Genomic DNA, 21,313 nt, shown 5'->3' on the forward strand with positions numbered 1-21,313 from the left:
ATTTTAGATGTTGATAAAGACTGGCCAGAATTATCGAAAAGCGTAGATAAGGAGAAATACATTAACATTTATCTAGCTGGAGATTCAACAGTTGAGAATGTTTCACCTGAACAAGCAAGGAAACAAGGGTGGGGTCAACATCTATCTGATTACGTTAGTAATGAGGTCCGAATATTAAACGAAGCAAAAGGTGGACGTAGTTCTAAGAGCTTTATTAATGAAGGGAGATTAAAGAGTATCTTAGAAAGGATCAATCCAAATGACTATCTCTTCATCCAGTTTGGTCATAATGATCAAAAAATAGAGGATGAAACAAGGGGAACAGACCCCTTTACTACCTTTCAAGAAAACATAACTCATTATATAAATGGGGCACGTCATAAAAAGGCGATACCCATTCTACTAACATCTGTAAATCGTAGAAAGTTTGATGAACACGGGAAATTACTTGATACTTTAGGTGACTACCCAGAGGCAATTAGAAACATAGCTGCCAAATTGAATGTCCCACTTATTGATCTCTGGGAAAAGTCTCGGAGGTTATATGAAGAATTAGGGGAAAAGGAAACAAAGAAACTATTTTTCTGGTATGAACTAGAAGACCCTAATACACCTCCGGATGATACCCATTTTAGTAGCTATGGAGCAATGAAAATAGCTGAATTGGTGGCTGAAGGGATAGAAGAATTAAGGTTGGAATTTGTGAGCAATTCTAAGGTGAAATTATAACTCATACCTACAAAGTATTGTCATCTGGCTTACTTTGTAGGTAAGGTTTTTTTTCAATAGTACTCAAAAGTTTCTACTGAAATAAAAGCTCAATAACACCTTCCAATAAACATAGATCGTGTAAAAATAAACGGTGTCATTAACGTATCTTAATTAGATATTTAGTTGAATGTTGTCGGTATTTCACGAAGGAAAATCCTTGTTAATAAATTTAAGTATCTGTTAATATAAAAGTATAATTACTTAATAAAGTCATTGGAAAAAGTAAGTTTTATCACTTCTTATATTAGTATTCTTTCTGCATAAGTCTAAAACGTTCAGAGTTCATAAAGGCCTACGTTCTACATGCCTTAAATCATAAACATATTTCGGAAGATCATGGGCGAAGATATTTTTTTAATACAAATTGTAACCGTTTTCAAGAAATGACACGTAAGAAATTCTAACAAAATTGTACATTTCTAATGATTGATAAGTCATATTTTAAGTAATAGTAAAACTCCTACATCTTCAGTGAATAATTTAACTCATCTAGAACCCACAATAATTTGCTATTAAACTAGCAATAACTTACCAATTTTTATACAAACATAATAAAATGAATAAAATTTCCTTTCTATGTTGTAGTTAGTACTAAGAAAAAATCCCAATAAATACAAAAATATAAACACTTATTAAAGGCAATGGAAAAACTAAAAAATCACTTTAAGAGGTGTCAATTAATCTATGAAAAGAACAGGGGATTTAAAATTAATTCAAGAATTAAATCGCTCAATCATACTAGATACCATAAGGCTTCAAGGACCAATTTCAAGAACAGATATTGCAAAAAAAAATAAATTGAGTCCAACAACTGTAACATCTGCAGTCTCGGATTTAATTCAGGAGGGGCTGGTTTATGAGGATGGAATAGGAAATTCGAGTGGAGGGAGAAAACCAATTTTAGTAAGATTCTCACCTGATTCTAAATTTTTAATTGCGATATCCATTCGTAGTTCATTTATTACAATTGCTGAGATGAATTTAGAAGCGAAAGTTAAAAGGAAGGAAACATTTACCACAAAGCCATATACGGGGGAAGAGGTCATTTGTTATTTACTAGATTTGGTTGATGGATTTTTAGAAAAAGTAAATAATAGTAATCTTTGTATAGGAATATCTGTCATTACGCAAGGAATTGTCGATTCTACAAGGGGGATTATTCGCTATAATTCGGAACTAAAGCTTAAAAATATACCGCTAAAACAATTACTAGAACAAAAATTCACTAAAAAAGCATGGATCGAAAATGACACAAACGCTTATATATTAGCTGAAAAAAACTTTGGTCAATATAATCACAATCAAAACATGATATACATCATTCAAGGGGATGGAGTAGGAGCAGGTATCTTAATGAATGGCTCTATTTATAGGGGGCATAACGGTGGTGCAGGGGAGTTTGGACATACAAGTATTGACCGTGCTGGTTTTCGTTGTGAATGTGGGAATATTGGTTGTCTAGAAACATATGTAAGTTGGCCAGCTATCTACTCTAGAATCTTTTCTTCGATTACAAGCGGTAAACCAACAAAAATTATGGATAAAGTAAATGGGGAAATAAAAGATATTACACCTGCAGTATTTAGTGCCGCCCTTCAAGAAGCAGATGAGTTAGCATTAAAAATAGCGGATGAGACAGTCTCATATCTATCGACAAGTATTGTGAATTTGATTCATTTATTTAATCCTGAAGTAATCATTATAGGAGGTGAGTTGGTAGTAAATAACCAAGTATATTTGTCTAAAATAAGGTCATCCGTTTTAGATAATGTTATGGAAGTATTGTCAGAAGACTTAGAGATTCAATCCCCTTCATTAGGAGATGAATTAGAAATGATAGGGGCTGCTGCAGTATTATTGCAGGATAAATTTCACTTCTCTCTTAATCTAGCTTAAGGGGGAGTGGAAAAGTATTTTAGTTAAGAGAATAGAGGGAGATGATTGAACTTGCTAAAGGGAATAAATCAATGGTGTTATCCTGAAGGAACATCTTTAGAGGATGTGTTTAGCTACAGTAAGGAAGCTGGATTTGATGCAGTAGAATTGAATCTCTATGATTCAGATGGAATTGGATTAACCATGGATACAACGATAGGTGAGGCAGAAGCAATGGCAAATCTAGCTGCTTCATACGGATTACAGCTTAGAAGTCTATCTACTGGTTTATTATGGAAATCACCCTTATCTTCTACAAATGAATCTGTAAGAGAACAAGGGAGAAAAGTGATTCAAAAGCAAATTGACTTAGCAAGTGTAATGGGAATGGATACAGTATTAGTTGTCCCTGGTTCGGTTACTGAAGATGTATCTTACGATGTCTGTTATAGGAGAAGTCAAGAAGAACTAAAAAAGGTCTTGAATAAAGCGGAAAAACAACAAGTTATGATTGGTATAGAAAATGTTTGGAATAAATTCCTATTATCACCATTAGAAATGGCAAGATATATTGATGAGCTTGATTCAAACTATGCGAGTGCTTATTTTGATGTTGGAAATGTGCTGCAGTTCGGATACCCGGAACAATGGATTAGGATTCTAGGAAAAAGAATAAGTAAAATTCATGTAAAGGATTTTTGTACAAATGTAGGAAATATTACAGGATTTGTACCTTTGTTAGCAGGAGATGTAAATTGGACCGGAGTCGTAGATGCACTTGAGGAGATTGATTATAACGATATAATCACAGCGGAGCTTAGTCCATATTCAATAGGCGCTGAACAGTTGCCTATAGATACAGCACGTCATATGGAGGTTATTTTAACTAAATCAAAAATAAAAAGATAAAGGAGATGAAGAAATGAATAAGGTAAGAGTTGGATTTGTTGGTGTAGGTGGAATAGCTGGTGTTCATTTAGAGAATATTTCAAAAAATAATCATGCAGAAATTATTGCAGTGTGTGACATAGCAGAAGAAAGCGCAAAGAAAAAAGGAATGAAATACAATGCTTCATTTTATACAGATCTTGATGCGATGTTGGAAAATGAATCCCTAGATGCAATCTTTGTGTGTGTACCCCCTTTTGCACATGGTGAGATAGAAGAAAAGATTGTCGAACGTGGTATACACCTCCTTGTTGAAAAACCATTAGGGCTTGATCTAGAAAACGTCCAAAGGAAAGCGAAGGTGATAAAGGATTCAAGCGTTATTTGCGCTGTAGGTTATTGTTTACGTTATTTAGATACAGTAGCAAAGGCGAAAGAGTATTTAAAAGATAAAACAATTGCAATGGTAAGAGGACATTATATAACATCTTTTGTTCCCACTCCTTGGTATCGAGAGATGGAAAAGTCGGGAGGTCAACTAGTTGAACAGTCAACCCATACCTTAGATTTAATGCGGTATCTAGCAGGAGATATAGAAAATGTCTATGCAAATATGAGCTTGCAAGTTTTATCAGACATTCCCAATATAGATATTCCTGATGTAACATCAGTAAACGTTACATTCAGTTCAGGTGCAGTAGGTCATCTAGCTTCTTCATTTACTCAGGAAGATCATCGTACTGGTGTTGAGATCTTAGGAAAGGATTTTCGCATTCTGATTGATGGGGTTGATTTATCAATTGTTGAAAAGGGAACGACGATTACCTATAAGTCAGCAGTAGACTTTTATCAAGAACAGGATAATCAATTTATTGAAGCGATTATAAAAGGGGATAAAACGATTCTATTATCAAATTACGATGATGCAGTAAAGACCCTCGCAGCCACTTTGGCGTCAAACAAGTCACATGAATTAGGGCTACCAATCAATCTTTCTTCCTTATTGACCAATACGATTTAATTCATAAAAGAATCTATCAAGCTTATGAGAGGTGATTAAATTGCTAAGAATTGGTGTTGTTGGTACCGGAACGATGGGTAGAGCTCATCTTGAGTCATGGGCAAAAATATCAGGAGCACAGATTGTTGGTATTGTTGGGAGAGATAAAAAAGGTGTCAATGATTTATCGGAAAAGTATAATAGTCATCCTTTTATTGATTACCAACAATTACTTCTTACAGATGTGGACCTTATTGACATCTGCCTACCTACCTATTTGCATCAAGCTTATATATCAAAAGCGGCTCAAAGTGGTAAGCATGTCATTTGCGAGAAGCCTTTGGCATTAGACGTAGCTGAATGTAATGAGTTGATTGAAACTTGTAAAAAGTATCAAGTTCAATTATTTGTTGGGCATACTCTTCGGTTTTCTCCGGAATATAGATTGGCCCGAGATCATGTTATACGTGGAGCGGTCGGAAAACCAGGTGTAATTAGATTATCAAGAGGTGGTCCATATCCACAAGGTAGAAATGATTGGTACAACGATCAAGCGAAAAGCGGTGGAATTATATTAGATCTTGGTATTCATGATTTTGATTGGGTAAGGTGGACATGTGGTGAGGTAGAAAGGGTTATGGCTAAGAAGATAACAAGGAAGCGCGGGGATGGTAGTCCAATTGAATATGCATTAATAACATTGAGGATGGAAAGTGGAACAATTGTTCATATCGAATTGTCTTGGGCTAAAAGTGATTTTGAGTCAGCTTTTGAGATAGCTGGAAATAAAGGAATGATTAGCCATAATGATCAAGAAAGTTATCCTATTAAACTTCAAGTTACTAACGATTGTAAAATGAGTAATCGAGTAGCTTTACCAGATACAATTTTAACTAAAACACCTCTGCAACAACAACTTGAACATTTTATGATTTGTTTGGCAACGAGTGAGGAACCAATAGTTTCAGCTGAGGATGCGAAAAAGGCAATCGAAATTGCCTTAGCAGCTAATGAATCAGCAGAGATTGGTCAACCTATTTCGTTGTTAGAAAAGAAGGAGGTGTTTTAAATGAAGATTGGTATGATTAGTTTTGCGCATATGCATGCTTTTAGCTACGCAAAACATCTACTTAATGATCCTGAAGTTGAGATAATAGCAATATGGGATGAAGAACACGATAGAGGGACAAAGATGGCAAAAACATTTGATTGTCAATATTTTTCAGATTTAGAATTATTATTAGAATTAGATATTCAGGCTGTTGTTGTGTGTTCTGAAAATGCAAAACACAAGGAACATGTAATTGCTGCTGCACGTGCAGGAAAGCATATTTTATGTGAAAAACCATTTGCAACGGAAGTAGGAGATGCAAAGGAAATGATTGATGAATGTGAACAAGCTGGTGTTATATTACAGGTTGCTTTTCCAGTAAGGTTTGCACCAGCAATTCAGAGGGTTAGAGAATTAATTTATTCAGGTGCTATTGGTGAAATAATAGCTATTAACGGGACTAATCATGGACAAATGCCAGGAGGATGGTTTATCGAAAAGGAACAGTCAGGTGGAGGAGCAGCTACTGATCATATTGTACATGTGATGGATCTCATTCGTTGGATAGTAAATTCCGAGGTGAAAAGTGTTTACGCAGAACTTGATACAAGATTTTATTCAATTGAGGTGGAGGACTGTGGAATTGTAACCTTAGAACTCGAATCAGGTGTAATTGTAACAATTGATCCAAGTTGGTCCCGACCATCCACATTTCCTACTTGGGGTGATGTGCTAATGGAGTTTGTTGGAACAGAAGGGACTTTATCAGTTGATGTTTTTAAACAACATTTACATTTTTTCAACGATACCGAAGGCAAAATACAGAACTTATCATGGGCTGATGATATGGATAAAGGATTAATAGAAGATTTCCTTTTATCTATAAAGCAGAAGGAGCGCCCATCCATTACTGGTGAAGATGGATTACGAACATTAGAGGTTGTTAAGGCGGCTTATGAATCTACTAAATTAAAAAAGGTTGTTACCATAAATAAAACGTTACTAGGTTGACTATTTTATCTTTCAAGGGGATGAGGAATTGAAAAGAGGTAGTCTATTACTATTCATAACTGTGTTTATTGGAAGTATTATTTTAGCAGGTTGTAGTAATAAAGAAGGAGCTTCAGGAAATTCTTCAGATAAGGTCACATTAAATGTAGCATTATGGGATGAAAATGTAAGTGATGTAGTTGATAAATCAATCGCACAATTTAAAGATGAGAATCCTGGTGTTGAAGTGAAGGTGACATATACACCTTTTGCTGACTATTGGACGAAATTAAAAACAAGCTTGGCCGGGGGGAGTGGACCTGATATTTTCTGGATGAATGGTCCTAATTTTTATCAGTATGCATCTTCAGGACTTATCAAAGATATCCAGCCATTAATTGATGGTGATGGTTTAGACACTAGTGTATATACACCAGCCTTAATTGATCTATACACATATGATGACAAGGTATGGGGATTACCATATTTTTTAGATTCCATCGGTCTTTTCTATAATAAGAAAATGTTTGATGAAGCAGGCATTCCTTATCCAGATGAAACATGGGATTGGGCAAAAATAGAGGAAGTTGGTACGAAATTAACTAATAAAGAGAAAGGAATTTATGGATATATTGCATCTGCTGCTAATCAAGCTGGTTATTACAACTTAATTCATCAATCTGGAGGTTTTGTCATTAGTGAAGACAAAACAAAATCCGGATTTAATTCCACTGAAGCACAAAGTGCGTTGCAATGGACAAAGGATTTAATGGACAAGGGGATTTCTCCCTCTGCTCAGGCACAAATTGAAACAAAGGTTAATCAGATCTTTGGTTCAGGGAAGGCAGCAATGCTTCCTAATATCTCAGTAAATGCACCAACTTTATATGAAATGCTAGGAGATGACTTAGGTGTTGCGGTCCTACCTAAAGGAAAACAACAAGCGAGTATTATTCATGGATTAAGTTGGGTTATGAACAACAAGACAAAGCATGAGAAATTAGCGTGGGAATTACAAAAAGTGTTAGCAGGCGAAGAAGCTGGTAAATCATTGGCAGAATCCGGATTTAGTATCCCTGCCTACAAAGGAACTGAAGGGGCCTGGGTGAATTCAATACCTACATTAGACTTAAAGGTTTTTGTAGATAGCCTTAAGTTTGGGGTTGCCTATCCAGTATCAAAAAATACGACAGAATGGCAAGATGTTGAGAGTAAGGAGATACAAGATGCCTTGTTGGGCAAAAGTTCAATTGAAGAAGCCACAGAAAACATAGCTACTAAAATGAATGAAATATTAGCCGAGGAATAAAAATGTAAAAATTAGAAGGTTGACCCATATGTGTCAAGCCCATTTAATGTATCAGGTTAGCCACTACAAGTTGACCTTCTAACCAAAAAGAAAGGGGTGTTGTTAATATGGAAGTAAAAACGATCAGCCATTTAGGAATTAAATTAAAAAGGCGAAAAAGAAGATCGAAAATGGACTTGATTGAAGCCTTATGGGGATATATCTTTATAGCCCCCGTAGTGATAGGATTAACAATATTTTATATAGCACCTGCAGTTTCCTCTTTCTTTTTAGCTTTTACAAAATGGGATGGAATAACATCACCTGTATTTATCGGATTAAATAATTTCACAGAGCTATTTCAAGAGGAAACGTTTGTTCAATCAATGATTAATACGGTTGTCTTTACAATTATATCAGTCCCCATTTCAATTATATGTGCCATGATTATTGCAGTTTTACTTAATCAAAAAATAAAAGGTATTTTGATATATCGAACGCTATTTTTTATACCAGTTGTAACGATGCCAATAGCGATTGGGATGGTTTGGCGGTGGTTATACAATTCAGAATTTGGATTGATCAATTATCTATTAGGTATGTTCCATCTCCCAGAGCCAAGCTGGCTGTTTGATGAACGTTTTGCTCTACTTTCTATAATTCTTGTAAGTGTCTGGATGAGTGTTGGCTATAATGCTGTAATTTTACTAGCGGGTCTTCAAGGGATTGCCTCTTCCTATTATGAGGCTGCAAATTTAGATGGTGCTAATGAATTTCAGAAATTTTTAAAGATAACTGTGCCATTATTAACGCCTAGTTTATTTTTTGTATTGGTCATGTCAATGATAAATTCTCTCCAAGTGTTCGATTTGATATTTGTCATGATAGGAGATAATGCTTCTCTATTAGATCCAACAAGGACGGTTGTTTATAGTGTTTGGGAAAATGGATTTAAATATTTCAATATGGGATATGCCTCAGCACAAGCCTTAATCTTATTCATAGTAATCCTCATTATAACAATTGTTCAGATGGTACTTCAGAAGAAATGGGTACATTATCAATAGGAGGGATAGAAATGGTTCATACTGACAAAAGAAAAAAAGTAGTATCCCATGTTTTTCTTATACTAGGTTCTATTATTATGATTATGCCCTTTTTATGGATGGTTTCAACTTCCTTTAAATCATTCCCAGAGTCAATGCAAGTCCCACCTACGATCTTTCCTAAAGAAATCAAATTCCAAAACTACTTAGAAGTCTTTGAAAAAATAAATTTCGCAAAATATTATTTAAATACAATTATTATCACTGTGGTTCGAACAGCTTTTCAGCTACTTTTATGTTCATTAGCTGCATATGCTTTTGCTAGAATGAGATTTCCAGGCAAAAATATTATCTTTATTACTATTTTATCAGTGCTTATGGTTCCTTCACAGATAGTGATGATTCCAAGTTTTGTCATTATGAGAGAACTAGGTTGGATTGATACATTTTACGCGATAATTGTACCTGGTATTTTTAGTGCATTTGGGACCTTTTTATTAAGACAATTTTTCATGGCAATTCCTAAAGAATTAGATGAAGCAGCAAAAATAGATGGTTGTTCTTTCTTTGGGATTTATTGGCGAATTATACTACCATTGTCCAGACCAGCGCTTGTATCTCTTTCTATATTTACCATTTTAGCTGCTTGGAATGATTTCTTATGGCCACTAATTGTAACAAACTCAGATGAAATGAGAGTACTTTCTATTGGGATTGCTACATTCCAAGGACAATATGCAACTGAGTATCCGTTATTAATGGCAGGTGCATTAATGGCAACTGCACCAATGATTCTCATTTTCTTATTCTTGCAGAAGTACTTTATTGAAGGAATTGCACTAAGTGGTGTTAAGGGATAGTGATCGATTATGATTACTGATTTTAGATAGTTACTAATCACGGCTATTAAAAATGCATGAACGTTATTGTATACAAGGCTCAAAAATAAGCTTAGAAAATGTTCGTAGAATTTGGGAGCAAATTTAAAAGAAGGAGGTAGGAGTATGAGTAAACAAAAAATTAAAATTGGGGTAATTGGTGCTGGTTCAATCTCGGATATGCATCTGCAATCGTATGAAAAAAATCAGGGTGTGGAATTAAAGGCAATTTGTGATCTGAATAGGGATAGAGCAGAAGAAAAAGCAATTCGTTATGGGATTGCTAAGCATTATGATTGTTACATAGCATTACTGGAGGATAAAGAAATTGATGCTGTAAGTATATGTACATGGAATCACTCACATGCCGAAATATCAATAGCTGCATTAAAAGCGGGTAAACATGTTTTAGTAGAAAAACCATTATGTACATCTGTTGAAGAGGCTAAGAAAATAGAGGAAACAGTAAAAAAGACGGGAAAAATACTACAAGTTGGTTTTGTAAGAAGATATGCGTCAAATACATTACTAGTAAAGGAGTTTATTGATGCAAAGGAAATTGGAGCAATCTATTATGCAAAAGCCTCATGTATAAGAAGATTAGGAAATCCAGGAGGCTGGTTCTCGGATAAAGAAAGATCGGGTGGGGGACCACTTATTGACATAGGTGTACATGTAATTGATATTTGTTGGTACTTAATGGGGAAGCCGAAAGTAAAAACGATCTCCAGTAATACTTATTCCAAGTTAGGGAATCGCTCCAATATTAAAAATTTGTCATTCTACAAAGCAGCTGACTATGATCCTGATAAAAACACTGTTGAAGACATGGCTAATGCGTTGATTCGTTTTGAGAATGGTGCTTCATTAATAGTGGATGTAAGCTTTACTCTACATGCTAAGAAGGATGAAATTGCTGTAAAACTTTATGGAGATAAAGGTGGAGTAGAGATTGAACCAGAGTTATCAATCATAACTGAAAAGTACAACACAATTTTGAATGCTACACCCCAAATTGATTCACTAACATTTGACTTTGAACAAGGTTTCCAAAATGAAATTGATCATTTTGTATTAAGCTGTATTGGGGAAACAGAAACATTGAGCCCAGTAGGGGATGGAGTTGAAATGATGAAAATATTATGCGGAATTTATGAATCTAGTGAAAAAGGAATAGAAATCTCGTTTGACTAAAGAATTGAGAGGTAAATTAAGGTTATTAAATTGTTGTTATAATTATACTAAAACAATAGGAAAGGTGGATTTGTTCTGACATATCTATCTTTCTTTTCTTACGCAAAAATTCTTTACTAGATATTGAAATAATGAAATTATCTGTTAGTATGAATGTAGAATCATTATTAATAAAGGATCTTTTCTAAAAGTTTATTGCTCTAGTACTTATAAAAATAGACTTTAGGTTTTTTATGATCTAAATTGAAACTATGTCCTATATTTTTCACTAGTAAAATGTAATCGATTTCATTTTACTTAACTGCAGGAAATCGAGCAGCCCTACACTAGTTAAAAAGAGTGAAGGGCTGTTCGTGTTAAATAGTAACTTAAGCATAAGTAAAATAAATTTAGCGAAATAGATTTATAGCTAGAATTATAGACAAGGATGTTGCTAAATGGAATTCATCAGAAAGGCATTCTCACTTTTAGGAAGGCTAACATTGAAGAAAAGAATTGTGTTTATTTTTGCCATTGGTACGCTCATTCCGTTTCTTTGTACGGCACTCCTCTCCTATAACGCCATGACTTCTATTCTAAGTAGTAAATTGGACTCTGGAGTAAGAAGTAATGTGAAAAATGTTCAGTATTCACTTGAAAATACGATCAACAATTTGAATCACGTTTCCCAACAGCTTGCCATCCCTGGGAGTGTCGGAGTGAAATTAGATTCTTATTTGCATTCAGATCAACCTTATGAACGTGCAAAGTTGTACGACGACATTAAAACAGAATTGAATGAAATGACATTTACCAATCCTGGCATAGGATTAACAATGTATTATTCTCTTCAAGAAGGAAAAAGCCTCTTTAACACAGCTGGTGTAAAGAATGATTTTTCAATGGACCAGTTGCCTCTGTTAGTCAGTCACTATAAAATATCGAATCATGGTCCTCATATTAGCAATCAACTGCATAATAACAACTACGTGTTATCCGTATTAAGGAGAGTAGACCTACCTGCTCGGGAGGATGTCTATGTTTATATTGAATCAGCCTTAGAACTAACTGAACATATGTTACAGAATAGCCAAACAAAAAAGCAGTTTTACTACTTGATTGTAGATAGCGAAGGGAAGATTGCTTATAGTGAAAGTGATCAGATCTTCCGAGAAAATGATTATTTTGAAGAATTTGATTCTAAAAACACTTCAGGTTTACTCAATGATTATTATTGGTTTAAAGAAACTAGTAATCAAGGCTGGAGTATTATTTCTCTCATATCCAAGGATGAATATAATGAAGAAAAGAATGATTGGGTTGTTCAAATGATCTATTTAGCAATCCTATTTGGTGTATTAAGTCTATCAATTGCTTGGTTACTATGGAAAATGGTGTATCGACCCTTACAGAAATTTGATAAAGAAATCAATTGGATGCTACAAAACGATTTTCAATCTGAGACGGTACGGACACGTATTCCTGAATTTGATTATTTACTAAGGCAATTTCGCAAGATGAAAAGCCAAATCACTGACTTATTTAAAGAAGTCGAGCTAAAGGAAAAGCGGAGAGCAGATCTAGAAGTAGAGAAACTGTTATATCAAATAAACCCTCACTTTCTCATGAATACTTTAGACACAGCTAATTGGCTCGCGGTAATGAACGATCAAAAGGATATAAGTGAGCTTGTTTCATCCCTCAATAAGCTACTTTATTATAATCTAGGAAAGGTAGGACAAACATCCACAATTGTTGAAGAAATAGAAATTTTAAAACAATATCTTGCGATCCAAAAATTTCGCTATGATGTTGATTTTGAAGTCCACATAGATGCAGATAAAGATAAAATAAACAGTCCTGTCCCTCGCTTTATTCTACAACCGCTTGTAGAAAATGCAATTTACCATGGTCTGAGCGATGACGGATATATACGAGTCGAAGTGAAGAATTATGAAGATCAGGTACAAATTATTATTCATGATAATGGGTCAGGAATACCAATAGAAACAATCAAAGAATTGTTAACACAAAATCAAATCGAACAACAAAAAGCCGGTATGGGAATTGGTATTAATTATGTGAAGCGGATGCTAGAAAATCATTATGGAGGTAGAGCGAAACTAGAAATTAATAGTGTAGTAGGAAAGGGTACAAGTATCTTTTTAACTTTACCAGTAATGGAGGTGGATGTAGATGATAAAGGTTCTAATCGTTGATGATGACAAATTAGTAAGGAAAGGCCTCATACTAACAATGCCTTGGAAGGATTATCAGATGGAAGTGGTAGGTGAAGCGAAAAATGGTGAAAAGGCTTTAGAGTTTTTGGCGTCAAATGAAGTAGATTTAATGCTCACTGATTTATCAATGCCAGTGATGTCAGGTCTTGAATTAATGAAAATTGTTAATAAGGAATACGCTCATGTTTTCATTGTTGTTTTAACAATGCATCAGGATTTTGAATATATTCAAGGAGCGCTAAGACTAGGAGCCATTGATTATATTGCCAAAGTCCAAATGGAGGTTGAAAGTTTTGGGGAGGTTTTAGAAAGAGTTTCTAAGCGAATGATCGAAGACCAAGGGAAAAGGAAACAACAGGATAGTAAACGGATAGACATTGATGAAGGATATGTCTTGATTTCACTTGAAAATATAGCTGATAAAGGACCTATAATCGAAGGGTCTTATTTCGAAAGTCACTCAACTATGATTGGATCAGGATTATGGCTATGGCTTCCAAGTAGTGATGAGGAAGGCAAAAATATCGGTGTTACGCTCCGCGAAGGAAATGAATGTTCGATTCAAGATTGGACGATTATCACGCTTAAGGGAATGAAAGGGAAACAAATCGAGGAACTTAAAGAGTTGTTAATAAAATATAAGGAAAAACAATTCTTTTATGATTTTCATCCAGAGCGCAAAGTTATTCAGCAATCAATAGATGATATAAAGGTAGCAGTGACTTCGGATTCTGCTCAAACGGAATTATTATCTTTAAAGGAACAGTGGTTGTCTTTAAAGTGGATTCAACAAATGACCGTGTTTGAAAACCTTCTGCAAGAGTTAAAGACACTTTATTTGCCGTCTGCAAAATTAGTAAATGTATTATATTCGTTTGCAAACGAATGGATGCAAATCTATAGCCCTGTCATTCCAAAAATAGACATACCTGATGAGTTCAATAGTTGGTATGAAATAGAAGAATGGCTATACGCGATTAGAACAATGATTAATGAATCATCAATGGGCAACAAGTTATATTCAAGTGGTGTCCAAGAAAGTATAGCAAAAGCAGTTAGATGTATACATGAAGAATTGGCTCTTCCTGTACATGCCTCTGATATGGCAATAAGGGTTAACATGAGCCGTAGTTATTTTAGCCAATGTTTTAAGGATGTAGTTGGCATGACATTTAATGAATACGTACGCCATGTGCGGATGGAAAAGGCAAAGCAATATTTAGTTCATACAAATAAAACGATCTCATGGATTGCTGAGAATACAGGTTATGCAGATGAAAAATACTTCAGCCGAATTTTTCGTAAAAAAACAGGGGTGTTACCTAGCGAATACCGCAAACAAAATCAAAACGGATGACAAATGTCCTATTTAGGGTAGATAAATGTGTGGAAGCTACCAAAATAAGTAAATACGGGTTGTTAGAGAGCGAATCTTCGGTCATTTCTCAACCTACATTCGAAACCGCCTTCTATCCTGTAAGCGGTTTCATTCATGTTATAGTAAACGTGAAACATGAGATTAAAAAATAAAGGGGGATAAGTCATGCGTCATACTAAAAAGACACTTATGGTATTGTTTTCAGTTCTGCTCTTATTCGTAACTGCTTGTAACAATTCATCAGAGGAAACGACTCAAACTTTGGAAATTGATCCAGAAAATCCACCAGATCCATTCGGGAAATACGAAGAAGCGGTGACCATCAAAATCGGTCAAGAAGTAGATCCAAGTGATAAGAGTTTACCGTCTACAGATTCACCACTAGACAATCAATATACTCGAAGTGTTAAGGAAAATCTGAATATTGATGTCGAGCATTATTTTACAGCATCACCTTCTAATTATGATCAAAAGGTTAGTTTAGCGATTGCTAGTAATGACTTACCTGATGCGATGATCGTTGGACCTGTGGAATTAAGACAAATGTACGAAGCAGGCCAGCTTGCAGATTTAACAGAGGTTTACGAACATTATGCATCACCTGCGATTAAACGAATTCTAGAAAGTACAGATGGTCTAGCCAAAGAGAGTGTAACCTTTGATGGAAAAATGGTGGCAATCCCAAGTGTGCAATTACAAGCAGATGGAGTTCATCTTATGTGGATTCGCCAAGATTGGCTCGACAAATTAGGTCTAGAACCACCGAAAACAGTAGAGGATCTTGAAAAGGTTGCTAAGGCCTTTGTTGAAGGGGATCCAGATGGTAATGGAAAAAAGGATACGATCGGCCTTTCAGGTCCTGACACGAATAATAAATTATATGCGAATTTTCTAGAATCAACAAATAACTTATATGGATTTGATGGGATCTTCTCTGCCTATAATGCATACCCTGGATATTGGCTTGAAAGTGAGGATGGTAAACCAGTTTACGGATCCACTTTACCAGAGACAAAAGAAGCTCTTGCTAAACTAAGAGATTTATATGCAAAAGGATTGATTGATCAAGAAATGGGCGTTCGCGAGGATTCAGGTGAATCCGTGATAAGTGGGCAATCGGGAATGTTCTTTGCCCCTTGGTGGATGCCATACGGTCCATTAACAGATGCGATCACTAATAATCCTGAAGCCAATTGGCAAGCGTATGCCCTACCGCTTGATGCAGATGGCGAATATAGTCCACACTTAAGTACACCTTCAAGTCGCTTTGTAGTTGTAAAGAAAGACTATAAACATCCTGAAGCTGCGATGAAGATGTTAAATAACTTACTAGCAAACGAAGCAAACTATGATCCTAGTAAAGGTGGGCCAGGATTTTATCCATTGAGACTCGTCTTTGCTCCTTCTGATGAGACAGAGTATAGTGTTGAATCACTTAGAGAGGTATTAGCAGGTACGAAGACAGCCGAAGATTTTAAAGATAAGCCTGAATATAAACTATTAGTTTCGGATGCAGAAAAAATAAAGACTGTAAAAAAAGAGCCTTATGATGACATGAACATTAAGAATTGGGATCCTAATGCAGATTTAGGTGCATGGACACGTGCCTATGCATTAATGGTTGGAGGTTCACCACTTGTAGATCAAGAAATGAATGGTGTATATAGTCAAACCTATGGACAAACAAAAACGATGGAAAGTAGATGGGTTAACCTTAAAAAAATGGAAGATGAAATCTTCTTGAAAATAGTAATGGGTGCAGCACCACTCGATGAGTTCGATAAGTTTGTTGAAGATTGGAAAAAACAAGGTGGTGACACGATTATAGAGGAAGTTGCAGAGGTTGCTAAGTAAGTGAATTTTCATAGTAAGTTGACTAAAAAGTGAAGGGTTAGTTCCCTCTGACTAAAAATACCAGAACCTTTACTAAGAGAAGTGTTCAATGTATTGGTGTTATTGAGGGGGCAACCCTTTTTAGGGATATCAGAGTAATTTAACGAAAAGAGCACGAAGATAGGCTGAATTCGTAAAGATTTACTTATTACGAAAAACAACAATCTTTGCGAAAACAGCCTTTCTATTAAACGATTATTGTTTAAAAGTTGGGAGGGAAATTGCAAATGAAGAACAAAAGTTTTACAAAGCATTACTACCTTATGCTCCTACCAGGATTTATTTGGCTATTTTTATTCAGTATAGTTCCTATGTTTGGGATTGCGATTGCATTCCAAGACTACAACCCAGTCAAGGGAGTACTCGGTTCCGAGTGGGTTGGCCTCGAACATTTCAAATATATGTTCACCCTAAATGATACGATGGATATTTTCTTTAATACTATTTATATTGCAGTGATGAAAATAATTGGTAACTTAATTATTCCACTAATTTTTGCTTTAATGCTTAATGAATTACGAGTAATGGTCTTAAAAAGGTGGATTCAAACAATTGTCTATTTACCTCATTTTCTATCATGGGTTATCTTAGGAGGCATTCTTTTAGATATCTTTGCCTACGTTGGCCCTGTCAATCAAATTACCTCACTGTTTGGAATAGAGCCCATTTTATTTTTTGGTAGAGCTGATTTGTTTCCCTTCTTAGTTGTCGGCAGTGATGTGTGGAAGGAATTTGGATTTAATACAATTATTTACTTAGCAGCTTTAACTGGTATTAATCCTGCTTCCTATGAGGCGGCAGCTATTGATGGGGCAACACGGTTTCAAAGTTTATGGCATGTCACATTACCTGGAATTCGAACAACTGCAATTTTACTAGCGGTATTAAGTTTAGGTAATGTATTGAATGCAGGTTTTGACCAAATTTTCAACCTGTATAATCCACTTGTTTATTCAACAGGAGATATTATTGACACCTGGGTATATCGTACAGGACTGTTAAACCTACAGTATGAACTAGCTACAGCTGTTGGCTTATTAAAATCGGTTGCTGGATTTATTCTCATCAGTGTTTCTTATTACTTAGCCTATAAGACAACAAGATATCGGATCTTTTAATGATTGGAGTGATTTAGATGGTCAAAGATAAAACGGCTGGTTCAAGGGCATTCGATCTTTTTCTAATTATAACGCTAGTCGCGATCGCGATAACTTGTATCCTTCCTCTATGGTACACATTAGCGCTTTCGTTTAGCTCGAAAGCAGCTGCAAGTGCCGGTGAGGTTACATTTTGGCCAATAGGGTTTAACATTAATTCGTATAAGCAACTTTTAGGTGATGCACAATTTTTTCAATCTTTTTGGATCTCAATCCAACGAGTTGTTTTGGGGGCTGGCTTAAATTTTCTCATCGTTCCATTAATGGCCTATCCACTCTCTAAAAGTGTAAAAGACTTTAAGTTGCGAAATGTGATCATGTGGTTTTTAATTTTCACAATGCTTTTTAATGGTGGTCTTATTCCAATGTATTTAACAATTAAGGAATATAACCTACTTAATAGTATTTGGGCTCTTGTTCTAGTTGGTGGAGCACAAACAATAGTGTTTAATATCATTCTTGCCATAAATTTTTTCAGGAATTTACCAAAGGAATTGGAAGAAGCTGCCCTTGTCGATGGCGCAGGACCTTGGTATATCTTGTTTAAACTATATGTTCCGTTATCGTTACCGATGCTTGCTACGATTTCTCTATTTAGTATTGTTTATCATTGGAACGAGTTTCTATATGGCCTAATCTTTATGACAAGAGAAGAGTTCTATCCCTTGCAAACATATATTCAGCAATTGACAGTCGTCCTTGACCCGGCGAGTATGACCGAAGACCAGTACAAACGGATGAGTGAACTATCAAATCGAACATTAAATGCGGCGAAGATTTTCATAGCGATGCTCCCAGTATTAGTTGTCTATCCGTTCTTACAACGATTCTTCATACATGGGATTACGCTTGGTTCGGTGAAGGAATAACGATAATAATAATGATTGGGAAATGCCGATTAGATTCGGCATTTTTTTATAGAACCGGAATAAAACCTTATGGCGGTTGGGGGACAGGTTCAATGATCTAATATAGTTCAATCCAGCGAAATGTTCTATTAGTGGAAGGAAAGGTTTAGTGAACAACGAAAGTATTATTATCGATATCAAGTATTCATAATAAACTAGTAAAGGGGATTAAACATGATTCGATTATTTCAAACGAATAAGATTAGAAAAGTAGTAGAGTTGGATGGGAATTGGGATTTTGCCAAGGTAGAAGATGGGAAGGAAGCGATAAATTTTTACGACTATAAGATGCCAGTTCCTGGTTGTTGGGAGATGCATCCGGATTTCCTAACCTATCGTGGGAAAGGTGTGTACAAAAGAACAATTGAAATTAGTCAAAGAACGTCAATTCGATTAGTCTGTAAAGGCGTTAGTCACACGGGAATTTTCTATTTTGATGGAGTGAAAATAGGTGAGCATTATAATGCATACACGCCGTTCTCATTTTTGTTGAATCATGTAGAAGCTGGAGAGCATGAATTAAAAATTATTGTCGATAATTCCTTTTCAGAACAATCAGCCTTACATATTCCTAATGACTATTATACATATGGGGGGATTATCAGACCCGTAGTAATTGAAGAGGTAGCAGACGTTTTTATAGACCGAATACAGTTTACACCTTTTAAAAAAGCCGAAATATGGAATGCAGAAATAAGTATTAGTGTAAGGAATAGTTTTGATCAGGAAATGGAGTGCACTTTGGAAGGCACATTAGGGAACTATTCGATTAATCTAGGTAAAACAACCCTATCTGCTTTGGATACAAAAGTGATAACTAGCGTACTAGAGTTTCCTGCTATCAAAGAATGGTCCAATGAGGAACCCGCCTTATATTTACTAGATATACAACTATTCTTAAATAATGAAAGGATTCCATCGGATGATTTAATAGAACGGGTGGGATTTAGGACTGTAACAACAATGAATGGAAAAATTCAAGTGAATGGACAGGATCTTCTATTAAAAGGATTTAATCGTCATGAGGACCATCCAATTGTTGGAGCGGCCATTCCCTATCAGCTAATGGTACAGGATTTAACATTGATGATTGATATGGGAGCTAATAGTGTACGTACAAGTCATTATCCAAATGATGAAATCTTTTTAGATTTATGTGATGAACATGGAATATTTGTATGGGAGGAAAATCATGCACGAGGTTTAAGTTTAGAACAAATGAAAAATCGCTATTTTTCCGCTCAATGTGAAACTGTTAACCAAGAAATGGTTGAAAATCACTATAATCATCCTAGTATCATTATTTGGGCGATATTAAATGAATGCGCGAGTAATACGGAAGAAGGAAGACAAGAATATAAAAAACAGCTAGAACAAATTAGAATAATGGATAAAAGTAGACCATTAACATTCGCCTCTCATCATCGGGAATCAGAATTATGCTTTGATTTAGCCGATATTATCTCTTTTAATTTATATCCACAGTGGTATACAGAAGAGGAACCGGAAGAGCTAGTAGAACAGGCCAAAAAATGGGCTGAACAACTAGGTGGAAAGGGAAAACCGATTATCATGAGTGAATTTGGTGGTGACGGATATTATGGGTATCGAAACCCTAGTCGTGTAAAAGGAACAGAAGAGCGACAAGCGGATATTATTGAGAAAAATCTAGCTACGTATCTATCAAAGGATTTCATTTCTGGTATGTATATTTGGCAATTTTGTGATTGTCGGGTATCTGAGGGAACTGATTGGCTTCTTACTAGGGCAGGCACACAGAATAGCAAAGGAATTGTAGACGCGTACCGAAGACCAAAACTTGCTTATGAACGTGTAAAACAATTATATAGTGGGTCTAATTTGTTGTGATTTGATAATGAGTAACACTAGTATTTAAAGTGTACGACAGAAAGATTTTTCAGTAAAAATAGAACGTGATTTTATAAAGTGGCTGTTTTCGCAAAGATTGTCGCTCTTCGTAATAGTACTTCTTTACGTAATTAATCTGTTTTTATGCTATTTTCGTAAATAGACCTGCTATTTTTCTCTTAAAATAACTTCTAATTATACGAAAAACATCCAAAGAGTGATTTATAGGTCTATTGCAACAAACTTTTAAAAAAGAGCCTATAAAATAAATAATGGAATATCCTCTCTCGCTACCCAATATGATGAACTATCTACGGTGAAATGAGGGGATAGACATGAAAGTAAATGAAGGTAACGCGATAACCAGGGAAAAATTAGCGTACTACACAGTACTGCTTAGAAAAAAGCGAGAAATTGAAACGCAATTAGATACATTAAAAAAGGATTTTAATTCATATTTTGATGATTACGTTGGTAAAGACATGAAAGGTGAACTAACAATAAGTGAGTATAAACTACAGAGACAAATAAGAAAAATCGAGAAATACGAACAAGAAGCAACAGTTAAGAAATTAGAAGAACTGAATTTGAATGAATTAATTCAGAAAAAACCGGATGATGTAAAAATTAAATCAGCTATTCATCTCGGTTTATTAAAGGACAAGGATTTGGAGGGCTGTGTCCTTACGAATATCTCACAAGCCATCTATGTTAAACAGGTTGACACGAAATAACTCAAGTAAAGTCAACAAATGAAAGACGAAACATGAGGAACAGTTTAACAACAGCCATACATACAAGTAGGCTGTTGTTTTAAGTGGATATACATAAGGATAAATGTCTCAGGATGCAACCAGTTATAATTTCCTTATTTTTCTAATATCTAAAAATGGGAAATAGGCATATAG

Annotated in this window: 17 protein-coding genes; all 17 read left to right on the forward strand. The window is 35.2% G+C overall.

Going from position 1 to position 21,313, the window contains the following annotated elements; all coding sequences use genetic code 11:
• On the forward strand, positions 1 to 729 hold the full coding sequence (locus AC6CHR_RS13185; protein ID WP_498249439.1) for a rhamnogalacturonan acetylesterase: 729 nt from the start codon (positions 1 to 3) through the stop codon (positions 727 to 729).
• 726 nt (positions 730 to 1,455) lie between these two features.
• Positions 1,456 to 2,667 (forward strand): ROK family transcriptional regulator, encoded by a 1,212-nt coding sequence (locus AC6CHR_RS13190; RefSeq protein WP_498249355.1) that lies wholly within the window; start codon positions 1,456 to 1,458, stop codon positions 2,665 to 2,667.
• A gap of 51 nt (positions 2,668 to 2,718) precedes the next feature.
• Positions 2,719 to 3,555, forward strand: a complete 837-nt coding sequence (locus AC6CHR_RS13195; RefSeq protein WP_498249357.1) for a sugar phosphate isomerase/epimerase family protein — start codon at positions 2,719 to 2,721, stop codon at positions 3,553 to 3,555.
• A gap of 13 nt (positions 3,556 to 3,568) precedes the next feature.
• Positions 3,569 to 4,555 (forward strand): Gfo/Idh/MocA family protein, encoded by a 987-nt coding sequence (locus AC6CHR_RS13200; RefSeq protein ID WP_498249359.1) that lies wholly within the window; start codon positions 3,569 to 3,571, stop codon positions 4,553 to 4,555.
• Between the two features lie 40 nt (positions 4,556 to 4,595).
• Positions 4,596 to 5,603 carry a Gfo/Idh/MocA family protein gene (locus AC6CHR_RS13205; RefSeq protein WP_498249361.1) on the forward strand — a complete coding sequence of 336 codons (1,008 nt, stop codon included), beginning with the start codon at positions 4,596 to 4,598 and terminating at the stop codon, positions 5,601 to 5,603.
• A complete protein-coding gene (locus tag AC6CHR_RS13210) occupies positions 5,604 to 6,596 on the forward strand; it encodes a Gfo/Idh/MocA family protein (protein WP_498249363.1) in 993 nt (330 codons plus the stop codon).
• Positions 6,597 to 6,624: 28 nt separating this feature from the next.
• A complete protein-coding gene (locus AC6CHR_RS13215) occupies positions 6,625 to 7,884 on the forward strand; it encodes an ABC transporter substrate-binding protein (protein ID WP_498249365.1) in 1,260 nt (419 codons plus the stop codon).
• Positions 7,885 to 7,991: 107 nt separating this feature from the next.
• Positions 7,992 to 8,930: a carbohydrate ABC transporter permease gene (locus AC6CHR_RS13220; RefSeq protein WP_498249366.1), complete on the forward strand. Its 939-nt coding sequence runs from the start codon at positions 7,992 to 7,994 to the stop codon at positions 8,928 to 8,930.
• A gap of 11 nt (positions 8,931 to 8,941) precedes the next feature.
• Entirely contained in the window at positions 8,942 to 9,769 is an 828-nt protein-coding gene (locus tag AC6CHR_RS13225; RefSeq protein WP_498249368.1) for a carbohydrate ABC transporter permease, read from the forward strand.
• A 144-nt stretch (positions 9,770 to 9,913) separates the two neighbouring features.
• The gene (locus tag AC6CHR_RS13230) at positions 9,914 to 10,981 is read left to right on the forward strand and encodes a Gfo/Idh/MocA family protein (protein WP_498249369.1); all 1,068 of its coding nucleotides are present in this window, start codon (positions 9,914 to 9,916) and stop codon (positions 10,979 to 10,981) included.
• A 437-nt stretch (positions 10,982 to 11,418) separates the two neighbouring features.
• A complete protein-coding gene (locus AC6CHR_RS13235; protein ID WP_498249370.1) occupies positions 11,419 to 13,179 on the forward strand; it encodes a sensor histidine kinase in 1,761 nt (586 codons plus the stop codon).
• Positions 13,157 to 14,557: a response regulator transcription factor gene (locus AC6CHR_RS13240; protein WP_498249372.1), complete on the forward strand. Its 1,401-nt coding sequence runs from the start codon at positions 13,157 to 13,159 to the stop codon at positions 14,555 to 14,557. Before AC6CHR_RS13235 ends, AC6CHR_RS13240 begins: the two co-directional genes overlap by 23 nt.
• A 186-nt stretch (positions 14,558 to 14,743) precedes the next feature.
• Entirely contained in the window at positions 14,744 to 16,432 is a 1,689-nt protein-coding gene (locus tag AC6CHR_RS13245; RefSeq protein ID WP_498249374.1) for an extracellular solute-binding protein, read from the forward strand.
• Between the two features lie 266 nt (positions 16,433 to 16,698).
• Positions 16,699 to 17,589, forward strand: coding sequence for an ABC transporter permease (locus AC6CHR_RS13250; RefSeq protein WP_498249375.1), 891 nt, complete (start codon positions 16,699 to 16,701; stop codon positions 17,587 to 17,589).
• 17 nt (positions 17,590 to 17,606) lie between these two features.
• The gene (locus tag AC6CHR_RS13255) at positions 17,607 to 18,497 is read left to right on the forward strand and encodes a carbohydrate ABC transporter permease (RefSeq protein ID WP_498249376.1); all 891 of its coding nucleotides are present in this window, start codon (positions 17,607 to 17,609) and stop codon (positions 18,495 to 18,497) included.
• Between the two features lie 213 nt (positions 18,498 to 18,710).
• Positions 18,711 to 20,405, forward strand: coding sequence for a glycoside hydrolase family 2 protein (locus AC6CHR_RS13260; RefSeq protein WP_498249378.1), 1,695 nt, complete (start codon positions 18,711 to 18,713; stop codon positions 20,403 to 20,405).
• 335 nt (positions 20,406 to 20,740) lie between these two features.
• Complete coding sequence (locus AC6CHR_RS13265; protein ID WP_498249380.1) at positions 20,741 to 21,139, forward strand: hypothetical protein; 399 nt, start codon at positions 20,741 to 20,743, stop codon at positions 21,137 to 21,139.
• Positions 21,140 to 21,313: the final 174 nt, after the last annotated feature.

It is taken from the genome of Metabacillus sp. GQ13 (genome assembly GCF_059758525.1).